We start from the raw sequence: 17,295 nt of genomic DNA on the forward strand, positions 1-17,295 counted from the left end.
TCGTCGCCGACCTCTCAGCGTAGCGGTGAACGAAAGCCCGGCCGGCTACGGGTGGAGCCCCGCGTCCGCCTCCGTCACCCGCCACGAGGTGAAGTGCACGACCAGGCCCGCCCGCGACGGAGCGCAGCAGTAGGGCCCGGCCGTGACAGCGGCCTCGGGGTCGAGGGGCGCGACGCGCACCAGCCGCCAGTCCTCCTCATCCACCTTCGCCCGCACCGTCACCGCGTCGCCCGAGCGGCTCGCGCGCACCGTGACCGTGCGCCCCGCCCAGCCGCTGACCTGCCCGAGCGACCAGTCGGAGAGCCCGCGGGTCACGACGGCGCCGAGGCTCGTGGCGCCGTCGCTCGACTCGATGCCGGCCTTGATCCACACGGTGTCGTCGACGCGGAGGAAGACCCCCGCCTGATCGAACTGCTCGGCGAAGTCGAGCACGAACGACACCTCGACGGCCGTGCCCTCGTCGAAGGGCGCGAGGAGGGCGCGGGCGTCGTCGTGGATGAAGCCGTACGAGGTGATCCGCCACGCGTCGCTGCCCTCGACGGCCGTCACGCGCATCCCGTCGTCGGCGATCTCCACGCGGGCGGGTTCGGTGCTCCACTCGCCCGTGGCCCAGTCGATGCGTGTCATGAGTCCGATTCCGTTCCTGTCGAGGATGCCCCGACTTCCGTCGAGGATGCGCCGTCTTCCGTCGAGGATGCGCCGTCTTGCGCCGAGGATGCCCCGTCTTCCGTCGAGGATGCCCCGTCGCCGACACCAGTCTCGCGCGTTCCCAGCGCCTGGGCGATCGGCGTGCCGAGGAGCCTCCTGGTCCAGTCGGCCAGTGCCCGGATGGCGCTCCTCGAGACGGCGGCGCCCGGCATCATGCTCGTGAAGCCGTGGAACGCACCCGGCCACACGTGCAGTTCCGCGTCACCACCGGCAGCCCACAGACTGCTGGCATAGGCGACCGTCTCGTCGCGGAAGACCTCGGCGCTCCCGCAGTCGAGGTAGGTGCGCGGGAGTCCGGAGAGGTCGATCGCCCGCGCCGGTGCGGCGTAGACCGACACGTCCTCGCCGGCCCGGCGGGTCCCGAGGTAGGCGTCCCAGCCGAACAGGGTCATCTTCCGGTCCGCGACCCCGACACCGTCGATCTGCGTCGTCGACACGGTGGAGTCACGGTCGTCGAGCATGGGTGAGATCAGGATCTGCGCCAGGAGCGCCGGCCCTCTCCGGTCTCGAGCGAGCAGCGCGGTGCCGGCAGCGAGCCCGGCACCGGCGCTCTGCCCGGCGATCACGATGCGGTCCGGATCGATGCCGAGCTCGTCGGCGTGGGCGTGCACCCAGACGAGGCCGGCGTAGCAGTCCTCGACCGGATACGGGTCGGGATGCTCGGGGGCGAGGCGATAGTCGACGCTGATCAGCACGGCGTCGTGGTCGTTCAGCAGCCAGTCGTCGTAGGAGTCGAGGTTTCCGAGGTGGTGACCGAACATCATCCCGCCGCCGTGGATCGTGTACACCGCGCTCCTGGCCGCCGTGGTGCGGCCGCTCCGCTGGATCACGGCGAGCCCGATCGGTTCCCCGAGGTGGCCCGGCACGGTGAGTGCCCGCCGCTCGTAGCCACGGGACCGCAGCCGTTCGTCGAGCGCTTCCTCGCTCATCCCGAGGCCGCGCATCTGCGGCAGCATCCCGGTCGTCAGGGCGAACGGGCCACGCGCCTCGAGGGCGGTGAGGAAGGTGGCGAGTTCGGGGTCGAACGGGGGGCGGGGGATCTGATCAGACATGGGAGGGCTCCTGAATGGTGGGCGGGACTGAGGGGGTGCGGCGTGACCGGCGGATGCCGATGGCGACGAGGGCTGCGGCGAGCGCCGTGATCGTCAGGCCGGCGACGAGGATCGCGTTCTGGAAGGCCGCGAGCCCGTCGGGCGTGAAGGCCGTCGTCGCGATGCCGGCTCCGACGAGGGCGGCGAGGATCGTGCCGGTCGCGGCGATCCCCACGGCGGTGGCGATCTCGCTGGCTGTGTCGACGAGGGCCGCACCGACGGAGGTCCGGTTCTCGGGAAGACCGCGGAGCACGTTGTTGCCGGCGACGACGCCGACCACCCGCATCCCGGCGGCGACGAACACGAGCGCGACCACGACCCAGGGGTACCCGTACCGGCCGAGGAGCGCGAACACGGCGAGCCCGGCGACGACCGCGGCCGCGCTCATCCACGCGGCTCGGCCCAGGCCCACCCACGCCACGAACGGACCGACGAAGCGTCCGCTCGCCAGGAGCGCCACGACCTGAGGGAGGGTCCCGAGCGCGGCCAGGGCCGGCGGCCACCCCCAGGCGAACTGCAGCTGCAGCGTGACCAGGTACGACAGCCCGGCCATCGCGAGCCCCGCGGCGGCCTTGTAGGCGAGGCCGGAGGAGACGAGCGGATGCGCGACGAGCCGGAGATCGAGCAGCGGGTGGTGCGCGGTGCGCTCCCTGATGACGAAGGCGACCGCGGCTGCCACGGTGACGGCTGCTGCTGCCCAGCCGGCCCACGGCAGAACGACCCCGGTGCCGGCTCCGATCGCGTCTTCGATGCCGGCTCCGCCGGCGGCGACGAACAGCGTCGGGGTGAGGAGGACGCCCACGACCGTCAGGGTGCCGAGAACGGCGCCGACCACGTCGATGGGGTCGCGGTGGAGGTCGGCCCGGCGGTCGGCGGCGATCCCGGCGCGGATTCCGAGGAACGCGATCACCGCGATGGGGGCGTTGGCGACGATGAGCACCTGCCACGGCGCCACGGCGAGCACGAAGCCGCCGATCGTGGGCCCGGCGGCGAGCCCGACCAGCCCCGCGGTCGAGATGACCGTCAGCGCCCGCACCCGCAGGTCGTCCCGCGTGAACAGGCGGAACGCCAACGCCATCGACCCCGGAGTGGTCATCGCCGCCGCGACCCCCATCAGCGCGCGGACGGCGATCAGCTGCTCCACCGAGGTGACGAAGACGGTCAGGATGCTCACGACCGCGAGCAGCGTCAGCCCGACGAGCATGATCCGCCGTCGGCCGAACCGGTCGGAGATCGCACCGAAAAGCAGCATCAGGCCGCCGAACGCGACCGAGTACGCCCCCGAGACCCACTGCAGGGACGAAGTGGATGCCGCGAGGTCACGCGCGATGGTCGGCAGCGCGACGTTCAGCACGGAGTTGTCGAGCATCTCGAACAGGAACACCGCCGAGAGCCCGGCCAGCGCGACCCACGCGTCGCGGAGACGTGGCGGTGGGGCCGGGATGGCTGGGGAGGTCGAGGGTTCTGACATGGGCGCACTCCTTCGATGAAGAAGTGGCGGCTCCCACGAGCCGCGTGCGCGCTTCCGCCGGCCGGAGCACGACGGGATTTTTCCCTCTGCCGCCAGATTACCGCATCGTCGGGCGCTGCCCGGAACCCCCAGCGGACCGGACGCGGGGAGATGTCCCCATGGCCGAGGCGGGCGGTGCTTGGTAGCGTCGGGGGAACCGCAGGTCCGGTGTGTCGCCGGAATCCGATGCTGCGGAACTCTTTGACGAGGTAGAGGTAGACGATGAGCGACCAGAACCAGCCGCCGAGCTCCCCCGAGGAGAACGACTCGCCCACCGGCGCCGGCCCGGACACCCCTCCGGCGACCCCGCCCGCCGCGGCCCCCACCAGCGGGGCGGGCACGAGCGACGCCGATGCTAGCGGCACCGAGGGGATCGGATCCGACGCGATCGACGAGGACACCCACGCCACGGGCACGACTCCCTCGGCCACCTCGCCCGCCGCACCGACCGGCCCGACGACGCCGATCACCCCGCCGCCGCCCGCCGCGCCCACGAGTGGCGCGGGCGCCGCCTCGGGCACGGGACTGACCCAGCCTTATGGCCAGAACAGTGGCCAGCCCGGCCAACAGCAGCCCGGCGCCGGCCAGACCCCGCCCGTACCTCCCGTCGGCGGCCCGACCCCGCCCGCTCCCCCGGCCGGCGGTCCTTACCCGCCGTACCAGGGCCCCGGCGCAGGCCAGCCCGGCGCGCAGCAGCCCGGCGGCCCGCAGCAGCCCGGAGGCTACCCCGGCACCGGCCAGCCCGGCCCCCAGCAGCCCGGCGCCCAGCAGCCCGGCGCCCAGCAGCAGCACCCCCCGTACCAGCAGCCCGGCCAGCCCGGAGGCCCCGGCTCCTACCCGCCCGCGGCCGGCTTCGCGCCCGGTGACTTCCCGGGCAAGACGCTCGGCATCATCGGCCTCGTCGTCTCGATCATCGCCAACGTCATCGGCCTGATCATCTCGGCGATCGCGCTCAGCCAGTCGAAGAAGGCCGGCTACAAGAACGGTCCGGCACTCGCGGGCGTCATCGTCGGTGGCGCGCTGACCCTCCTCACGGCGATCTTCGTGATCTTCTCGATCGTGATCGCGGTCGTCGCGGGCACCGCCGCGACCGACGACTACGACTACGGCAGCGGCGGAAGCGGCAGCAGCGACTCCGGATCCGACGGCACCCAGACCGACGTCTTCGCGCTCGCCGTCGGCGACTGCCTCGACGACCAGACCGGTACCGAGATCACCGAGGTGCCCCTGGTCGACTGCTCGGCCCCGCACGACTTCGAGGTCTACTACGACTTCGATCTACCCGGCGGCCCCTTCCCGGGCGACGACGCGATCGAGACCCAGGGCGAGGCCGGCTGCCGCGACGCCTTCGAGACCTTCGTCGGCATCCCCTACGACGAGTCGTTCCACGACTTCACGTACTACAAGCCGACCGAGTCCTCCTGGACCGAGGGCGACGACCACCTGATCAGCTGCCTGGTCTTCGACCCCAGCGGCAAGGTCACCGGCACCCTCAAGGGCATCGGCGAATAATCCGCGCCGGCCGCGGCCGCTTCACGACAGCACGTCCTTCGTCGTGAAGCGGCCGTAGGCCAGCGCCCCGAACACCGCCACGTACGCCAGCTGCAGCAGCGCGTTCGATCCGAACGACGACCAGTCCACCGGCTGCCGCAGCAGGTCGGCGAAGTCGAGCCAGTGGTAGCTGAACAGCCACGGATGCAGCCACTCGGTCTGCGACAACTGCCCCAGCACCTGCGCCACGATCGAGATCACGACCGTGGCGGCCATCGCGCCGACCGGGGCATCCGTCAGCGTCGAGATGAACAGCCCGATCGCGCTGAGCCCCAGCAGCCCGACCGTCACGTAGGCCGCGATCAGCAGCGACCTGAGCAGCGATTCGCCGACGCTCACCTGGTCGCCCGAGAGCAGCGTCACCGGCCCGACCGGGAAGAGTGCGACCCCGATCAGGATGCCCGCGAGCGACACCGTCACGGTCGCGGCCAGGCAGAACACCGCGGCTGCTGCGAACTTCACGACCAGCAGGCGGATGCGCCCGACCGGCGAGACCAGCAGATACCGCAGCGTGCCGGCGTTCGCCTCACCCGCGATCGAATCGCCGGCGACCACGCCGACCGTGAGCGGCAGGAACAGCGGGATCGCGACGACCAGCGCGGTCATCGCGACGAAGAGGCCGTTCTGGGTGATGCGGTCGAGGAACGCCGGGCCCCGGCCGTCTCCGCCGTCGGTCACGCGGATGGCGACGGCGATCAGGATGGGCACGGCCGCGAGCGCCGCGAGCATCGCCCAGGTGCGCTTGCGCCGGAAGAGCGCGGCGAGCTCGGAGAGGAAGAAGCCGAGGCCGATCGCGCGCCGGGGCCGGCGGGCGTCGAGTGCGGATGCGGTAGCCGGGTTCGCTGCGGAGCGTGAGCTTTCCGCGGGGACCGGGCTTGCCGTCGGGACGGCGCCCGTCGATTCACTGGACAACGTCGAACCCCTCCCCCGTCAGCTCGACGAACAGCTCCTCGAGCGAGGCCCGTTCCACGGCGAATCCGCGCACCCGCACGCCGGCGGCGACGAGCTCGGAGACGATCGTCTCGGGAGGCAGGCCGTCGGGCAGGGCGGCCCCGAGCATCCACTCGCCGCCGGTCGAACCGGGGGCGGACTCGATGCCGGGCACCGACTCGATGCGGGGCGCACCGGCGGTCAGGCGGGCGAGCACCGCTTCGGCCGCGGCCGCATCCGCCGTCACGACCTCGAGCCGCACGCGCGCCTGGCCGGCACTGCGCAGCTCGTCGAGACTGCCCTGCGCCACCAGCCGCCCCGCGCGCATGACGGCGACGTGGTCGCACATCTGCTCGATCTCGCTGAGCAGGTGGCTCGAGACGAAGACCGTGGTGCCCTCGGAGGCGAGCGAGCGGATGAGGCTGCGCACCTCGCGGGTGCCCTGGGGGTCGAGTCCGTTGGTCGGTTCGTCGAGCACGATCAGTTCGCGCGGGGCGAGCAGTGCGTTGGCGATGCCGAGCCGCTGCTTCATGCCGAGCGAGTAGGCGCGCATCTTCTTGCCGGCCGCGTGCCCGAGCCCGACCCGTTCGAGGGCGCGGTCGACGCGGGCGGCGCGGGTCGCGTGCGGGGCGAAGCCGTCGGCCGCGTCGAGGCGGCGGAGGTTGGCGGCGCCCGACAGGTACGGGTAGAAACCGGGGCCCTCGATCAGGGCGCCGACGCCCGGGAGCACGGTGGCCGCGCGGGCGGGCATCTCGTGACCGAGCACGCGGATGTCGCCGGCCGTCGCCCCGGCGAGCCCGAGGAGCATGCGGATCGTGGTCGTCTTGCCCGAGCCGTTCGGCCCGAGGAACCCGAACACCGAGCCGCGCGGAACCGTGAGGTCGACCCCGTTGACGACGGTCGAGCGGCCGAAGCGCTTGGTGAGGCCGCGGGTGAGGATGGCGGGCTCGGCGCCGGCCGCGTCGGCGCCGGCCGCATCCGTCACCCGGTCGCCGGGCCGGACCGCGGTGCCGGCCTCGGCCGCATCCGTCACTCGGCCGCGGCCTGCTCGAGCGTCTCGACCGGAACCGCTCCGGCGAGCACCCGGCCGTCGTCGGTCAGCAGCACCGAGACCAGCGTGGTCTGCAGCGCGTCGCCGCCCTCGACGGGCGTGGCGAGCTGGGCGAACAGCGGGTTGGTCTTGAGCGACGAGAGGTCGCCGCCGATCGAGGCCTCGACCACGGCGTTCCAGCCGGTGCCGGTGACCGTCGGCTTCTGCGACTCCGGCAGCGAGCCCGAGCCGTCGTGCGCTCCGGCCCCCTCGTGCGGGGTCACGGTCTTCTCGGTGACGTCGGTGCCGGCCGGCGGGTTGAAGGAGAACAGGTCGGCTGAGGGCGTGTCGAGCGAGAGCGAGGTGAAGCCGACGCTGAATGCCGGGCTCGAGGCGCCGCGGGCGAGCACCTCGACCTGCAGCGGCAGTCCGGTCTCGGAGTCGACCGCGATCGAGACCGAGCCGACGAGCGTCTCGGAGCTGCGCGGGGTGAGCACGAGGTCGTAGGCGTCGCGGCCGGCGACCGAGGTGTCGGCTCCGAGCGAGACGTCGGTCGAGGGGTCGACCGCGTCGATGAACTGCTTCGCGAGCTGGGCGGGCGTCGGGATGGTGCCGGTCTCGAGCGGGGTGGCGGCATCGGAGTCGCCGTCGCTTGCGCTGCGGTCGGGCAGGGTCGCGTGCACGGCGCTGTCGTCGCTGGAGTCGTAGAGCCAGAGGTCGCTGCCGTTGAGGATCGCGTCGCGCTCGGCGAGCTGGTCGAGCACCTGCACCCGCAGGAGTCCGGGCCCGCCGGCGTAGACGCGGGCCGAGTGGCTGCCGGTGAGGAGTTCGAGGGCGCTGGTCACGGAGGCCGTGGCATCGGCGGACGAGCCGGAGCCGCTGCTACCGGAACCGGAGCCGCCGCTGCCCGAGCCGGAGCCGCTGCCTGCGCCCGCACCGCCCGGCACGCTCGACAGATCCGGCAGGCCGAGGTCGGCGCTCTGCTCGATCGTGCCCGAGAAGGCGGTGACGTCGGAGGCCGCGGCGAGCTCGAGCACCTGCTCGGCGCTCTTCTGCGGGAGGTCGGCCGAGGCGCTGGCGGCGAAGCCTCCTGCCACGACCACGGCGACCGCCGCGGGGGCCGCGATCGCGGGAATCCATCGTGTCCAGGTGCGTGCCATGTCGATCTCCTCCGTGCTGCAGGGCGGCTGCCGGGCCGCTGCCGTCGGGCGCTTCGGGATGCGCCGTCCGATGAGAGGAAAGATACGCCTCGCACCCGGGAGTTTGCTCGGCATCCGGCGCCCGCCGACCCCCCTTCGCGGCCCGGTAGAATCGATGCGCATCCCACCCCCGCAACTCAAGGAGTCCTGGCCGCGTGAGCATTGCCGATACCGTCGAGAACGCCGTCGCGACCCCCGAGAGGGAGCAGCCCTACGAAGCCCTCGGGCTGAAGGCGGACGAGTACGCGAAGATCCGCGAGATCCTGGGCCGCCGCCCCACGAGCGGCGAGCTGGCGATGTACTCGGTGATGTGGAGCGAGCACTGCTCCTACAAGTCGTCGAAGATCTACCTCCGCCAGTTCGGCCAGAAGGTCAGCCCGGCGATGAAGAAGAACCTCATGGTCGGCATGGGCGAGAACGCCGGTGTGGTGGATGTCGGTGAGGGCTGGGCGGTGACCTTCAAGGTCGAGTCGCACAACCACCCCTCCTACATCGAGCCGTTCCAGGGCGCCGCGACCGGCGTCGGCGGCATCGTGCGCGACATCATCTCGATGGGCGCCCGCCCGGTCGCGGTGATGGACCAGCTGCGCTTCGGCGCGCTCGAGCATCCCGACACCGCCCGTGTGGTGCATGGCGTCACGAGCGGCATCTCGTTCTACGGCAACTGCCTGGGCCTGCCGAACATCGGCGGCGAGACCTACTTCGACTCGGTCTACCAGGGCAACCCGCTGGTCAACGCCCTCTCAGTGGGCGTGCTGCGGCACGAAGACCTGCACCTGGCCAACGCGCGCGGCGTGGGCAACAAGGTCGTTCTCTTCGGGGCCCGCACCGGCGGCGACGGCATCGGCGGAGCATCCATCCTCGCCTCCGACACCTTCTCGGCCGGCGGCCCGACCAAGCGCCCCGCGGTGCAGGTGGGCGACCCCTTCGCCGAGAAGGTGCTGATCGAGTGCTGCCTCGAGCTGTACCGCGGCTCGCTGGTCGAGGGCATCCAGGATCTGGGGGCCGCCGGCATCTCGTGCGCCACCTCCGAGCTCGCCTCCAACGGCGACGGCGGGATGTTCATCGAGCTCGACAAGGTCCTCCTGCGCGACCCGTCGCTGACGGCCGAGGAGATCCTGATGTCCGAGAGCCAGGAGCGGATGATGGCGATCGTCGAGCCCTCCAAGCTCGAGGGCTTCCTCGCGGTCACCGCGAAGTGGGACGTCGAGACCAGCGTGCTCGGCGAGGTCACCGACACCGGCCGCCTGGTCATCAACTGGCACGGCGAGGAGATCGTCAACGTCGAGCCCCGCACGGTCGCCGTCGACGGCCCCGTCTACGAGCGCCCCGTCGCCTACCCCTCGTGGATCGACGAGCTGCAGGCCTCCTCGGCCTCCGTGCTGCCCCGCGCCACCTCGGGCGACGAGCTGCGGTCGGAGTTCCTCCGCCTGATCGGCTCGGCCAACATGGCGTCGAAGGAGTGGATCACCAACCAGTACGACCGCTACGTGCTCGGCAACACGGCGCTGTCGTTCCCCGACGACGGCGGCATGGTGCGCGTCGACGAGGAGTCGGGCCTCGGCTTCGCCCTCGCCTCGGATGCGAACGGCCGCTACTGCCAGCTCGACCCGTACCGCGGCGCGCAGCTCGCGCTGGCCGAGGCCTACCGCAACGTCGCCGTCACGGGCGCGACCCCGGTCGCCGTCTCGGACTGCCTCAACTTCGGCTCGCCGGAGAACCCCGAGGTGATGTGGCAGTTCTCGCAGGCCGTTGAGGGCCTCGCCGACGGCTGCCTCGAGCTCGAGATCCCGGTCACCGGCGGCAACGTGTCGTTCTACAACCAGACCGGCTCGCAGCCGATCCACCCCACGCCCGTGGTCGCCGTGCTCGGCGTGATCGACGACGTCGCCCGCCGCGTGCCCTCGGGCTGGCAGGACGAGGGGTCGAACCTGTACCTGCTCGGCACGACCCGCTCGGAGCTCGACGGCTCGGCCTGGGCCGGCGTCATCCACGACCACCTCGGCGGTCGCCCGCCGCAGGTCTCGCTGCCGGCCGAGGCTGCGCTGGCGTCGCTGCTGCAGGCGGGTGCGATCGAGGGTCTGATCGACTCGGCCCACGACCTGTCCGACGGCGGCCTCGCCCAGACCCTCGCCGAGTCGGTGCTGCGGTTCGGGATCGGCGCGCGCGTCTGGCTCGACGAGATCGTCGAGCGCGACGGGGTGTCGGTGTCGGACGCGCTGTTCAGCGAGTCGACCGCACGCGTGCTCGTTGCCGTGCCGCGGGAGGACGACGTGAAGTTCAAGGGGCTGTGCGCGGGACGCGACATCCCGGTGCTGCGGATCGGCGTGACCGACGCGGAGTCGGGCACGCTCGAGGTGCAGGGGCAGTTCGAGGTGCCGCTGGCCGAGCTGTCGCGCACGCACCGCGCAGCGCTGCCGGAGCAGTTCGGGCCGGTCGTCGGGGGCTGAGGCTGCCGCGCCGTGGCGTTCTTCGGGAGCTGAGGCTTCCGAACTAGGGCATTCGGCACCGGTGATGTTCGAACGGGCTGATATTCGCGGTCACGCGTGCAATATGCACGTATAGCGGCGAATTTCAGCCCGTTCGTGCACGCACGCTCTACTCGGCGGTGTCGGCCGCGATGCGCTCGTGGTGGTGGATGACCTCGGCGACGATGAAGTTGAGGAACTTCTCGGCGAACGCCGGGTCGAGGTGCGACTCCTCGGCGAGGCCGCGCAGCCGTGTGATCTGGCGCGCCTCCCGCTCGAGGTCCGCGGCCGGCAGCCCGTGCTCGGCCTTCAGCCGGCCCACCGTCTGGGTGAACTTGAACCGCTCGGCGAGCATGTGGATGAGGGCGGCGTCGATGTTGTCGATCGACTGCCGGATGCTCGTGAGGCGGTCGTAGACATCCGCCTTGCTGTCGAATCCCTCGGTGGACGCCGTCGTTTCAGCCATGCTCAAACTTTAGCGGCCGAGGCCCTCCGCGGCAGGCGCAGCCTGCCCTGTGCCAGGACGATGCCCAGGAAGACCAGGAGGGCGCCGAGCGGCGCGTTCCAGCTGAGGGTCTCGCCGAGCAGCAGGAAGCCGAGCGCCACGCCGACGACCGGCGTGAGGTAGGTGACCGTCGAGGTCGCGGTGGGGCCCCAGGCGTTCAGCACGTTCATGTACCAGTAGTACGCGACGCCTGTGCCGAGCACGCCGAGGATGACCAGGCTCACCACGATCGCGGGGTCGAGCGAGATCGGGCCGAGCGCGACGGCCGGAGTGAGCACGAGCAGGATGAGCGCCCCCATCCCGACCTGGAGGAACGCCGCGGTCAGGCCACTGACCGGGTGCCGGGTCGAGATGAACCGGCGGATGTAGCCGAACGTGAAGCCGTAGCAGAGCGCCGATCCGATGCAGGCGAGCTGACCGGCGAGCTCGAGGGCGAGGTCTCCGTGGGCGGCCTCGCTGACCGCGAACGACCACGGGGCGATGATCACGACCACTCCCGCGATGCCCGCGATCACGCCGAGCACCCGCGAGCGGTCGAGGCGCTCGACCCGGAAGACGACGGTGACCATGAGCGCGGTCGTGATCGGGGTGACGGCGTTGTAGATGCTGGCGAGGCCCGAGGTGACGTACTGCTCGGCCCAGGCGAAGAGCAGGTAGGGCGCGGCACAGCCGAAGAGCCCGATGACCACGAAGTGCAGGTACACGATCGGCCGGCGCGGCAGCGCGGTGCGCGTGATCAGGATGAGGACGGCGAGGGTGAGGGCGCCGAGGACCAGCCTGGTCCACGCCACCTGGCCGAACGAGATGCCGCCGAGCGCGACCTTCATGAAGAGGAAGCTCGCTCCCCAGATCAGCCCGAGCGCGGCGAACTGGAGGACGACGGTGGAGCGTTTCGGTGTCACTGCCCGAGAGTATCGCGCGGGCCCGACATCGGGCCCGCGCGAAGGGTGCTCTCGGGGAGGAATGGCGTCTGCACGTGGTGCATTGGCCGTTGTTCGTGGTCGGCTGGGTAGCCGTTGTTCGTGGTCGGCCTGGTGGCCGGGGTTCCTAGCTACTCGACGACGGCGACGTTCACGTCGATGTTGCCGCGGGTGGCGTTGGAGTAGGGGCAGATGGTGTGCGCCTTGTCGGCGATCTGCCGGGCCTCGTCGGGCGTGACGTTCGGAACGTAGACGTCGAGCTCGACGGCGAGGCCGAACCCACCGGCGTCGTTGTTGCCGATCGAGACGCTGGCGGAGACGCCGGCGTCGGTGGTGTCGAGCTTGAGCTCGCGCCCGGCCGCGTGCACCGCGCCGAGGAAGCAGGCCGAGTAGCCGGCTGCGAAGAGCTGCTCCGGGTTGGTGCCCTCGCCCGATCCACCCATCTCCTTGGGCGGGCGGGTGTCGAAGTCGAGTCGGTCGTCCTCGCTCCGGACGTGGCCGTCGCGTCCGCCACCGGATGCGTGTGCGATTGCAGTGTAGATAGCTTCCATGCCGCTATCCCATCACCTTCCCGCGCCCCGCGCCACGCTCGCCGCAGCCGGGCGCGGCGCTCACGACAACTGCACAGGTCGGCCGCCGCCCTGGTTCTCCACACGTTCGGCCAGACCGGCCCGCACCTCGGGCCATTCGTCGATGATGATCGAGAAGACGGCCGAATCCCTCCAGCTCCCGTCGGCGCGCGGAACATCGCGTCGATGGATGCCCTCGAAGGTGGCGCCGAGCTTCGCGATCGCCGCCCGCGAGCGCGTGTTGAGCACGTCGGCCTGGATCTTGACCCGACCGAAACCGTGCTCGAACGCCAGACCGAGAAGGAGGAGCTTTGCCTCAGGATTCACGACCGTGCCCCAGACCCGGGGGTCGTAGGCGGTCCAGCCGATGTGCGCGGCCTCGAGCGCCGGCACGAAGTCGCCGAGGGTCGAGGTGCCGATGAGCGTTCCGGCGTCTGGGCCACCGACGAGGCGGATGGCGTAGGGGTTGCCGCGGTCCCACTGGTAGTAGCGCCCGGCCCAGGCGATGAACTCGGGTTCGGTCGCGCGGTAGCCCGCGGGGCCGCCGCCGTAGCCCCCGGCGAAGACCTCGGGCCTGCCGATCGCTTTGAACAGCTCGGGCAGGTGTGCCGGGGTGAGTGGTTCGAGACGGATGTACCGGCCCTCGAGCGGAGCCGGTTCGGGACGTGTGGCTGGCATGGCCCAAGTCTGGCATCCGGGGGCCCGTGGGCGGGTAGCGGTCGTCGTGCGGGCGCCACAGCACCGGTTCCGGGCGCCCGTCGGGCGGTTCCGGGCGCCCGTCGGCCGGAACGAATTCGTCTGCACCTGTGCCACGATTGAGCCATGGGCAGCGCCGCCATGTATTTCCACTCAGCCACCGCGTTCCACGACCTCGTCACCCGCATCGACGACGACCAGTGGGATTCCGTCGCGCTCGGCGAATGGAGCCTGCGCTCGCTCGTGGGGCACACGACCCGGGCCATCCTGACCGTCGAGAGCTACCTGTTGCTCGACGACCCGGGTTACCCGAACGTGCAGAACGCCGAGGGCTACTACGCCCGGGTCTACCGCGACCTCACCGACCCGGTCGCCGTGGCCGCGCGCGGGGTCGAGGCGGGCATCTGGCTCGGAGCCGACCCGGCGCAGACGATCGCGGATGCGCTCTCGCGCGCCATGGCGCTCGTCGACGCCGCTCCGCCCGAGCGGATCGTCTCGATCGGCGGCCTCGGCATCGAGCTGCCGGAGTACCTCCGCACCCGCACCTTCGAGCTCATCGTGCACTCGATCGACATCAGCCGGGCGACCGGGCTGCCGCACGGTCAATCACCCGACGCGATCGCGGCCACCCTCGAGCTCGCGGCCGGCATCGCGGCGATGCGCGGCGACGGCGAGCTGCTCCTCGCCGCCCTCACGGGCCGGGGCGCCCTCCCCGCGGGCTTCTCGGTCGTCTGACCTCTGGGCGCCGCCGTCGGCCCATCCGCCCGCCGGCCCGTCCGCCCATCGCGGCTCCGGCTCTGCCGGCGGCGGCCTAGTCCGTCGTCGGCGCCTCGGGGTGGGATTCGAGGCTGGCCAGAAGAGCTCGAAGACCGTCCACGAGCCCGGGTCGCACCCCTGAGGGGATGCCGGTCAGGAGTTCCCGCTCGACCGCGAGGAGAGCGGGGAAGACCTCGTCGATGAGGGCGGTTCCGGATGCCGACAGGCTGATCAAGGCGCCGCGTCCGTCGGCGGGGTTCGGCGAGCGGTCCACGAGCATCCGGGCTTCGAGCGAGCGGAGGCGTTTGGTCGTGGCGGGGCCGGTGGCGAGAGCGACGGTGCGGAGGGATCCGGGCGACTGCGGCTCGGGCTGCCGCCGGAGCGCGGCCAGGATGTCGAACTCGCCCCGGGTGAGCCCGTAGCGCGCGAGGAACTCGTCGCCCGCTCGCGTCACGAGTGCCGAGGCGCGCAGGATGCGGCCGATCACGTCGATGGGCGCGGTGTCGAGCTCGGGATGCAGTCCCGCCCACGCGGCCCGCACTCCATTGATGACGTCCGTCGCCGCCTCGATCTCCGGGGCGAGAACGGGGGCAGGAACGGGGGCGGGGGACTCGGTGGGCACGAGTTCAGGGTACAGTAGTTCACGAGTAAACTACTTTCGGTCGACGGAGCCCGCCGTCGACAGGAGACCGCATGACCACCAGCCCCACCCGCCCAGCCGGCGCCGCCCGCACCACAAGCACCACCCGCGCCGAGCTGCTTCCGCACCCCCGGCGGCTGGTCGAGCTCGGGCCGCACGGCGGCGCGCACTGGGTCGCGCTCCGCGCAGGGGTCGCCGTGGCGATCCCGCTCGGCATCCTCTACGCCACCGGCCACATCGACCTCGCGCTCTACGCGGTCTTCGGCGCGTTTACCGCCCTCTACGGCCGGTCTCACACGCACGTCACCCGGCTGCGGATGCAGGCGAGCGCAGGCGTCGGACTCGTCCTGGCCGTCGTGATCGGTACGGCCGTGAGCGTCTCGGGTGCGCGCGACTGGATCGTGCTGCCCGTGGTCGCCGTGATCGCCGCCGGCGCGACCTTCGTGGCCGACGCGCTCGACTGGCATCCGCCCGGGGCGTTGTTCTTCGTGTTCGCGCTCGCGGCGTGCGCGTCGGTGCCCGCGGACGCCGGCCGCATCCTCACCGCCTTCGTGCTCGCCGCCGTGAGCGCGGTCGTCGCGATGATCATCTCGACGGCGGGGCTCGCCCTTCCCCGCTGGCGCAATCGCGAGCCGACCCGGCTGGCGATCTCGTTCGCCGCCACCGCGAATCGTCCCGGCGAGCTCGCGAAGGTGGCCGCCGTCGGAGCCGCGGTGCTGATCGCCGGGGCCATCCCGACCGCGACCGGGCTCGGGCATCCGTATTGGGCGATGGTCTCGGCGGTGGCCGCGCTCGGTGCCGCCGACACCGCCGGCCACCTGGTTCGCGCGGGGCAGCGGGTGCTCGGCACGCTCGTCGGCGTCGGGCTCGCGGCGGTGCTGCTGGCGGTGTCCGCCGCATCCGGATCGGCGACGGGCTCGACGGCCGCGCAGCTCGAACTGATCGTGTCCGTCGTGCTGCTGCAGGTCGGCGCCGAGCTGTTCGTGATGCGCAACTACGGCGTGACGATGATCTTCGTGACCCCGCTAGCGCTGCTCATGTCGCAGCTCGCGCACCCGCTCGACGAGGTGGCGCTGCTGCGCGACCGCACCCTCGAGACCCTCCTGGGAGCCGCAGTCGGCATCGCGGTCAGCCTCGTGGCAACCTTGGCGGCCTCCCGCGCCCGCTCCCGTCCCCGCGCCGGCCACCACCCGCACGCTCGCACCGACCCCTGATCCCAACGCCCGGCGCCCACCCCGAGCCCCACTTCATCGAGAAGTCACTTTCACGTCCACCCCAGGGGTTTTGGACGTAAAGGTGACTTCTCGACGAAGGTGGGGGTGGGGTCGGAGCGGAGGTGGGGGGTGGGGATTGGCGAGAAGTCACTTCTACGTCCATCCCGGGGGTTTTGGACGTGAAAGTGACTTCTCGGCGGAGGTGGGGCCGGGGCTAGGGGAGGAGGTCGTGGCGGGTGACGATGGCGTCGCGGTCGGGACCCACGCCGATCGCCGAGATGCGCGAACCGCTCATCTCTTCGAGCGCCAGCACGTAGCGCTGGGCCGCCGGCGGCAGGTCATCGAACGAACGGACACCCGTGATGTCCTCCGACCAGCCCTCGAACTCCTCGTAGATCGGGACGGCGTGGTGGAAGTCGCTCTGCGACACCGGCACCTCGTCGACCCGCACGCCGTCGACGTCGTAGGCGACGCAGACCGGGATGCGCTCGAGCCCGGTGAGCACGTCGAGCTTGGTGAGCACGAAGTCGGTGACGCCGTTGATGCGCGCGGTGTAACGCGCGATCGGCGCGTCGTACCAACCGGTGCGGCGCGGCCGCCCGGTGGTCGTGCCGAACTCGAAGCCCTTCGAGCGCAGGAACTCGCCCGACTCGTCGTGCAGCTCGGTCGGGAAGGGGCCGGCGCCGACGCGGGTCGTGTAGGCCTTGACGACCGCGATCACCCGGTCGATGCGGTTCGGCGCGACGCCGGAACCGGTCGCCGCCCCGCCCGAGGTCGCGTTCGACGACGTGACGAAGGGGTAGGTGCCGTGGTCGACGTCGAGCATCGTGGCCTGGCCGCCCTCGAAGAGCACGGTCTTGCCGTCGCGCAGCGCCCGGTCGAGCACGAGCGCCGTGTCGGCGACCATCGGCCGCAGCCGCTCGGCGTACGACAGCAGGTCGTCGACGACCTCGTCGGCCGCGATCGCCCGGCGGTTGTAGACCTTGACCAGGATGTGGTTCTTGAGGTCGAGCGCGCCCTCGACCTTTTGACGCAGGATGCCCTCGTCGAACAGATCCTGCACCCGGATGCCGACGCGGTTGATCTTGTCGGCGTAGGCCGGCCCGATGCCGCGACCGGTCGTGCCGATCTGACGCTTGCCGAGAAAGCGCTCGGTGACCTTGTCGATCGTGCGGTGGTACGCGGTGATCACGTGCGCGTTGGCCGAGACCAGCAGGCGCGAGACGTCGACGCCGCGCGAACCCAGCGCCTCGAGTTCGTGGAAGAGCACCTCTACGTCGACCACCACGCCGTTGGCGATGACCGGGGTGACCCCGGGGGTCAGGATGCCGGAGGGCAGCAGGTGCAGGGCGTATTTCTTGTCGCCCACCACGACCGTGTGGCCGGCGTTGTTGCCGCCGTTGAACTTGACGACGTAGTCGACGCGGCTGCCGAGGAGGTCGGTGGCCTTGCCCTTGCCTTCGTCGCCCCACTGGGCGCCGATCAGGACGATCGCTGGCATGTGGAAT

16 protein-coding genes are annotated in these 17,295 nt (G+C 71.5%); 4 read left to right on the forward strand and 12 right to left on the reverse strand.

What is annotated here, in order from left to right; genetic code table 11:
• Positions 1–45: 45 nt before the first annotated feature.
• Genes HSO01S_RS06075 through HSO01S_RS06085 form a run of 3 tightly spaced genes read right to left on the reverse strand, consistent with a single transcriptional unit; the run spans position 46 to position 3,270 of the window.
• Positions 46–627, reverse strand: a complete 582-nt coding sequence (locus HSO01S_RS06075) for a DUF1349 domain-containing protein (protein WP_066039693.1) — start codon at positions 625–627, stop codon at positions 46–48.
• Positions 624–1,760: an alpha/beta hydrolase gene (locus HSO01S_RS06080; protein ID WP_084361379.1), complete on the reverse strand. Its 1,137-nt coding sequence runs from the start codon at positions 1,758–1,760 to the stop codon at positions 624–626. Before HSO01S_RS06080 ends, HSO01S_RS06075 begins: the two co-directional genes overlap by 4 nt.
• Entirely contained in the window at positions 1,753–3,270 is a 1,518-nt protein-coding gene (locus HSO01S_RS06085; RefSeq protein ID WP_066039694.1) for an MFS transporter, read from the reverse strand. Before HSO01S_RS06085 ends, HSO01S_RS06080 begins: the two co-directional genes overlap by 8 nt.
• A gap of 261 nt (positions 3,271–3,531) precedes the next feature.
• Here HSO01S_RS06085 and HSO01S_RS06090 point away from each other — a divergent pair, with 261 nt between their 5' ends.
• Positions 3,532–4,821, forward strand: coding sequence for a DUF4190 domain-containing protein (locus HSO01S_RS06090; protein WP_066039695.1), 1,290 nt, complete (start codon positions 3,532–3,534; stop codon positions 4,819–4,821).
• A gap of 21 nt (positions 4,822–4,842) precedes the next feature.
• Here HSO01S_RS06090 and HSO01S_RS06095 read toward each other — a convergent pair whose 3' ends face one another.
• From HSO01S_RS06095 to HSO01S_RS06105, 3 genes are all read right to left on the reverse strand, one after another.
• Entirely contained in the window at positions 4,843–5,652 is an 810-nt protein-coding gene (locus HSO01S_RS06095) for an ABC transporter permease (protein WP_066040028.1), read from the reverse strand.
• A 109-nt stretch (positions 5,653–5,761) separates the two neighbouring features.
• A complete protein-coding gene (locus tag HSO01S_RS06100; RefSeq protein WP_066040029.1) occupies positions 5,762–6,775 on the reverse strand; it encodes an ABC transporter ATP-binding protein in 1,014 nt (337 codons plus the stop codon).
• A gap of 44 nt (positions 6,776–6,819) precedes the next feature.
• On the reverse strand, positions 6,820–7,980 hold the full coding sequence (locus tag HSO01S_RS06105) for a LolA family protein (RefSeq protein WP_066039696.1): 1,161 nt from the start codon (positions 7,978–7,980) through the stop codon (positions 6,820–6,822).
• A gap of 194 nt (positions 7,981–8,174) precedes the next feature.
• On the opposite strand from HSO01S_RS06105, the gene purL reads away from it, so the two are divergent.
• Positions 8,175–10,469 carry a phosphoribosylformylglycinamidine synthase subunit PurL gene (gene purL, locus HSO01S_RS06110; RefSeq protein ID WP_066039697.1) on the forward strand — a complete coding sequence of 765 codons (2,295 nt, stop codon included), beginning with the start codon at positions 8,175–8,177 and terminating at the stop codon, positions 10,467–10,469.
• Positions 10,470–10,617: 148 nt separating this feature from the next.
• On the opposite strand, the gene HSO01S_RS06115 is transcribed toward purL, so the two are convergent.
• The 4 genes from HSO01S_RS06115 to HSO01S_RS06130 all read right to left on the reverse strand — a co-directional run bounded on the left by HSO01S_RS06115 (position 10,618) and on the right by HSO01S_RS06130 (position 13,159).
• On the reverse strand, positions 10,618–10,953 hold the full coding sequence (locus HSO01S_RS06115; RefSeq protein WP_066039698.1) for a chorismate mutase: 336 nt from the start codon (positions 10,951–10,953) through the stop codon (positions 10,618–10,620).
• A gap of 2 nt (positions 10,954–10,955) precedes the next feature.
• Complete coding sequence (locus HSO01S_RS06120; protein ID WP_245635911.1) at positions 10,956–11,894, reverse strand: DMT family transporter; 939 nt, start codon at positions 11,892–11,894, stop codon at positions 10,956–10,958.
• Between the two features lie 149 nt (positions 11,895–12,043).
• Positions 12,044–12,463: an organic hydroperoxide resistance protein gene (locus HSO01S_RS06125; RefSeq protein ID WP_066039699.1), complete on the reverse strand. Its 420-nt coding sequence runs from the start codon at positions 12,461–12,463 to the stop codon at positions 12,044–12,046.
• A 60-nt stretch (positions 12,464–12,523) separates the two neighbouring features.
• Positions 12,524–13,159, reverse strand: a complete 636-nt coding sequence (locus tag HSO01S_RS06130; RefSeq protein WP_066039700.1) for a GNAT family N-acetyltransferase — start codon at positions 13,157–13,159, stop codon at positions 12,524–12,526.
• 159 nt (positions 13,160–13,318) lie between these two features.
• Between HSO01S_RS06130 and HSO01S_RS06135 the strand changes: the two genes are divergently transcribed.
• Positions 13,319–13,912, forward strand: coding sequence for a maleylpyruvate isomerase family mycothiol-dependent enzyme (locus HSO01S_RS06135; protein WP_169799952.1), 594 nt, complete (start codon positions 13,319–13,321; stop codon positions 13,910–13,912).
• Between the two features lie 76 nt (positions 13,913–13,988).
• Here HSO01S_RS06135 and HSO01S_RS06140 read toward each other — a convergent pair whose 3' ends face one another.
• Complete coding sequence (locus HSO01S_RS06140) at positions 13,989–14,555, reverse strand: MarR family winged helix-turn-helix transcriptional regulator (RefSeq protein WP_066039702.1); 567 nt, start codon at positions 14,553–14,555, stop codon at positions 13,989–13,991.
• Between the two features lie 71 nt (positions 14,556–14,626).
• On the opposite strand from HSO01S_RS06140, the gene HSO01S_RS06145 reads away from it, so the two are divergent.
• Entirely contained in the window at positions 14,627–15,787 is a 1,161-nt protein-coding gene (locus HSO01S_RS06145; RefSeq protein WP_066039703.1) for an FUSC family protein, read from the forward strand.
• 214 nt (positions 15,788–16,001) lie between these two features.
• Here the strand turns inward: HSO01S_RS06145 and HSO01S_RS06150 are convergent, their stop codons facing one another.
• A complete protein-coding gene (locus HSO01S_RS06150) occupies positions 16,002–17,288 on the reverse strand; it encodes an adenylosuccinate synthase (protein ID WP_066039704.1) in 1,287 nt (428 codons plus the stop codon).
• Positions 17,289–17,295 lie beyond the last annotated feature (7 nt).

It is taken from the genome of Herbiconiux solani NBRC 106740, from assembly GCF_001571005.1.
In the GTDB taxonomy this organism is placed as follows: domain Bacteria; phylum Actinomycetota; class Actinomycetes; order Actinomycetales; family Microbacteriaceae; genus Herbiconiux; species Herbiconiux solani.

Excerpts from the sequence above, each read along its gene's own strand:
- HSO01S_RS06075 (WP_066039693.1), bottom strand. The coding sequence starts at position 627 with ATGACACGCATCGACTGGGCCACGGGCGAGTGGAGCACCGAACCCGCC.
- HSO01S_RS06080 (WP_084361379.1), bottom strand. The coding sequence starts at position 1,760 with ATGTCTGATCAGATCCCCCGCCCCCCGTTCGACCCCGAACTCGCCACC.
- HSO01S_RS06085 (WP_066039694.1), bottom strand. The coding sequence starts at position 3,270 with ATGTCAGAACCCTCGACCTCCCCAGCCATCCCGGCCCCACCGCCACGT.
- HSO01S_RS06090 (WP_066039695.1), top strand. The coding sequence starts at position 3,532 with ATGAGCGACCAGAACCAGCCGCCGAGCTCCCCCGAGGAGAACGACTCG.
- HSO01S_RS06105 (WP_066039696.1), bottom strand. The coding sequence starts at position 7,980 with ATGGCACGCACCTGGACACGATGGATTCCCGCGATCGCGGCCCCCGCG.
- HSO01S_RS06115 (WP_066039698.1), bottom strand. The coding sequence starts at position 10,953 with ATGGCTGAAACGACGGCGTCCACCGAGGGATTCGACAGCAAGGCGGAT.
- HSO01S_RS06125 (WP_066039699.1), bottom strand. The coding sequence starts at position 12,463 with ATGGAAGCTATCTACACTGCAATCGCACACGCATCCGGTGGCGGACGC.
- HSO01S_RS06130 (WP_066039700.1), bottom strand. The coding sequence starts at position 13,159 with ATGCCAGCCACACGTCCCGAACCGGCTCCGCTCGAGGGCCGGTACATC.
- HSO01S_RS06135 (WP_169799952.1), top strand. The coding sequence starts at position 13,319 with ATGTATTTCCACTCAGCCACCGCGTTCCACGACCTCGTCACCCGCATC.
- HSO01S_RS06145 (WP_066039703.1), top strand. The coding sequence starts at position 14,627 with ATGACCACCAGCCCCACCCGCCCAGCCGGCGCCGCCCGCACCACAAGC.
- HSO01S_RS06150 (WP_066039704.1), bottom strand. The coding sequence starts at position 17,288 with ATGCCAGCGATCGTCCTGATCGGCGCCCAGTGGGGCGACGAAGGCAAG.